The sequence below is a fragment of the Pseudomonas sp. genome, from assembly GCF_035277045.1.
Taxonomy (GTDB): domain Bacteria; phylum Pseudomonadota; class Gammaproteobacteria; order Pseudomonadales; family Pseudomonadaceae; genus Aquipseudomonas.
Window position 1 is genome coordinate 1 of sequence record NZ_DATELE010000099.1, and the last position, 2,815, is coordinate 2,815.

Below are 2,815 nucleotides of genomic sequence, written 5' to 3' on the forward strand. Positions count from 1 at the left end.
GGGAGGGCGCGCGATGGCAGCCTCTATGCCGAGTGGTAGCCGTGCCGAGGCGGGCTTCACCTACCTGGGCGTGCTGTTCCTGATCGCGGTCAGCAGCATGGCGCTGGCGGCGACCGGCACGCTCTGGAGCACCAGCGCCCAGCGCGAGCGCGAGCGCCAGCTGCTGTGGGTCGGCGGCCAGTACGCCCAGGCGCTGCGCAGCTTCTACCGCAGCTCGCCGGGCCTGGCGCAGTACCCGCGTGAGCTGATCGAGCTGGTCGAGGACAACCGCTTTCCCAACCCCCGCCAGCACCTGCGCCGGCTGTATCCCGACCCTGTGACCGGCAGCGACGACTGGGGCGTGTTGCGCGACCTGGATGGGCGCATCACCGGCGTCTACAGCCGCTCGCTCGAGGCGCCGCTCAAGCACAGCGGCTTCGATGCCCAGTGGTCCGGTTTCGAGGGGCTGCGGCAGTACAGCGACTGGCAGTTCGTGGCCGAGCAGGCGTTTGCCGAAAGCACCGCGGGCGGGCGCACCCACAACAGTCCGGGAGACGCGCCATGAAGCGCTGGCTGATGGCCCTCGGCCTGAGCCTGCTGCTGGCGGGCCCGCAGGCGCGGGCCGGTGCCGAGGACGAGATGATGGGGTTCATTGTCGACCAGACCATCTCGCACATCGGGCACGGGTTCTACAACAGCTTCACCGATCGCCTGCGGGCCACCAGCCGGCTGGATTTCAACCTGGTGGTGCGCGAGCGCCCGGATGCCCGCTGGGGCAGCCTGGTCACGGTGGAGTACGAAGGGGAGGTGTTGTACCGGCGCTTCCTGCCGCCCAACACCACGCAACTTGAAGAAGAGGCCGTCGCGGCCGCCGACCTGGTCAAGCAGGAGGTCATCCAGCGCAAGCTGCAACGCCTGCTGCAAGACACCACCGATCTGGAGAGGGACGAGCTATGAACATCCGCCTTTCACGCAGTCTCGCCGCCTGTGCCCTTGTCGGCGCCCTGGCAAGCCAGGCCCAGGCCACCGAGCTTGTGCATACCCCGATCAACCCGGCGTTTGGCGGCAACCCGCTCAACGGCACCTGGCTGCTCAACAACGCGCAGGCGCAGAACGACTACGACGATCCCGACATCAAGAGCCGGGCCTCGGCCTTCGCCGGTACCTCGGCGTTGGAGCGCTTCAGCAACCAGCTTGAGTCGCGGCTGCTTTCGCAGCTGCTGGACAACCTCAGCAACGGCAATACCGGCAGCCTGTCGACAGACTCGTTCATCGTCAACATCCTGGACGATTCAGGCGCGCTCAGCATCGAGGTCACCGACCGGGCCACCGGGGAGATTTCCATCATCGAGGTCAGCGGCCTGAACCCCTGAGAGGGACGGGACCATGGGGAGAAACATATGAAACGCCTGCTCAGCGCACTGCTGATCCTCGCCGCCTTGCAAGGATGCAGCACCCGTGACCCGATGTCCGCCGAGGTCGACAGCAAGACGCCGACCCTGACGCCCCGGGCCTCGACCTATTACGATCTGCTCAACATGCCCAGGCCCAAGGGAAGGCTGATGGCGGTGGTGTATGGTTTCCGCGACCAGACCGGGCAGTACAAACCGACCCCGGCCAGCTCGTTTTCCACCAGCGTGACCCAGGGGGCGGCGAGCATGCTGATGGATGCGCTGAACGCCAGCGGCTGGTTCGTGGTGCTCGAGCGTGAAGGCCTGCAGAACCTGCTGACCGAGCGCAAGATCATCCGCGCCTCGCAGAAAAAGCCCGATACCCCGGCCAACATCCAGGCCGAGCTGCCCCCGTTGCAGGCGGCCAACCTGATGCTCGAGGGCGGCATCATCGCTTACGACACCAACGTGCGCAGCGGCGGCGAAGGGGCCCGCTACCTGGGCATCGACATCAGCCGCGAGTACCGCGTCGACCAGGTCACCGTCAACCTGCGGGCCGTCGATGTGCGCACCGGGCAGGTGCTGGCCAACGTCATGACCAGCAAGACCATCTACTCGGTCGGGCGCAGTGCCGGGGTGTTCAAGTTCATCGAGTTCAAGAAACTGCTCGAGGCCGAAGTCGGCTACACCACCAACGAGCCGGCGCAGCTGTGCGTGCTCTCGGCCATCGAAGCCGCGGTCGGGCACCTGCTGGCCCAGGGTATCGAACGGCGGCTGTGGCAGGTGTCGGGGGAGGGGGACAAGGCGGCGGTGGACAAGTACCTGAGTCAGTATCAGCAACAGTGAAAGTGCTCCGTATACGGTTGCGCCCGATGGCGGGTGCTTGCTCAGCCCGCCTTGCGCAGTGTCAGGTTGATACGCCGCTCGCCCAGGCGTGGATGCACGCCCGGCTTGAGCGGCAGAACCCCGTGGTAGCGCAGACGATCCTCACCGCCCCAGACCAGCACATCTCCATGACTCAGTGGAATTCGCTGGGTCTGCGCCGAACGGCTCATCCCGCCAAACAGGAACACCGCTGGCAGGCCCAATGAAACGGACACGATCGGCTGGTTGAAGTCGCGCTCGTCGCGATCCTGATGCAAGGTCAGCCGCGTGCCCGGCCGGTAGTGGTTGATCAGGCACGCATCGGGCCGGAAATCATCGAACCCGGCCAGCGCGGCGGCGCGGTTGGCCAGCTCGACGAGCACGTCCGGCAGCGCCGGCCACGGCAAGCCGCTGGCCGGATCGGTCGCACTGTAGCGATAGCCCTTCGCGTCACTCACCCACCCCAGCGCCCCGCAATTGCTCAAGGCCACGGCCATGCGCAGCCCACCCGGTGTATGCATGTGCCGAAACGGCGCCGCCTTCAGCACCGGGCGCAGGACATCGAGCAACGCCTCGTCCTG

Annotated in this window: 5 protein-coding genes; 4 read left to right on the forward strand and 1 reads right to left on the reverse strand. The window is 66.5% G+C overall.

Annotation, left to right across the window (positions count from 1 at the left end; translation table 11 throughout):
* The first annotated feature begins 13 nt into the window (after positions 1-13).
* From VJS90_RS04110 to VJS90_RS04125, 4 genes are read left to right on the forward strand one after another with little or no spacing between them, the layout of a single operon-like run.
* Positions 14-544: a type II secretion system protein gene (locus VJS90_RS04110; protein ID WP_324119376.1), complete on the forward strand. Its 531-nt coding sequence runs from the start codon at positions 14-16 to the stop codon at positions 542-544.
* Entirely contained in the window at positions 541-936 is a 396-nt protein-coding gene (csgE, locus tag VJS90_RS04115) for a curli production assembly/transport protein CsgE (protein WP_324119372.1), read from the forward strand. The genes VJS90_RS04110 and csgE overlap by 4 nt, the downstream gene beginning before the upstream one ends.
* On the forward strand, positions 933-1,352 hold the full coding sequence (locus VJS90_RS04120) for a curli assembly protein CsgF (protein ID WP_324119373.1): 420 nt from the start codon (positions 933-935) through the stop codon (positions 1,350-1,352). Before csgE ends, VJS90_RS04120 begins: the two co-directional genes overlap by 4 nt.
* 27 nt (positions 1,353-1,379) lie before the next feature.
* The gene (locus tag VJS90_RS04125; protein ID WP_324119374.1) at positions 1,380-2,216 is read left to right on the forward strand and encodes a CsgG/HfaB family protein; all 837 of its coding nucleotides are present in this window, start codon (positions 1,380-1,382) and stop codon (positions 2,214-2,216) included.
* 41 nt (positions 2,217-2,257) lie between these two features.
* Here the strand turns inward: VJS90_RS04125 and alkB are convergent.
* Positions 2,258-2,815, reverse strand: a 558-nt coding sequence (alkB, locus tag VJS90_RS04130; RefSeq protein ID WP_324119375.1) for a DNA oxidative demethylase AlkB, incomplete at its 5' end; no start/stop codon positions are given.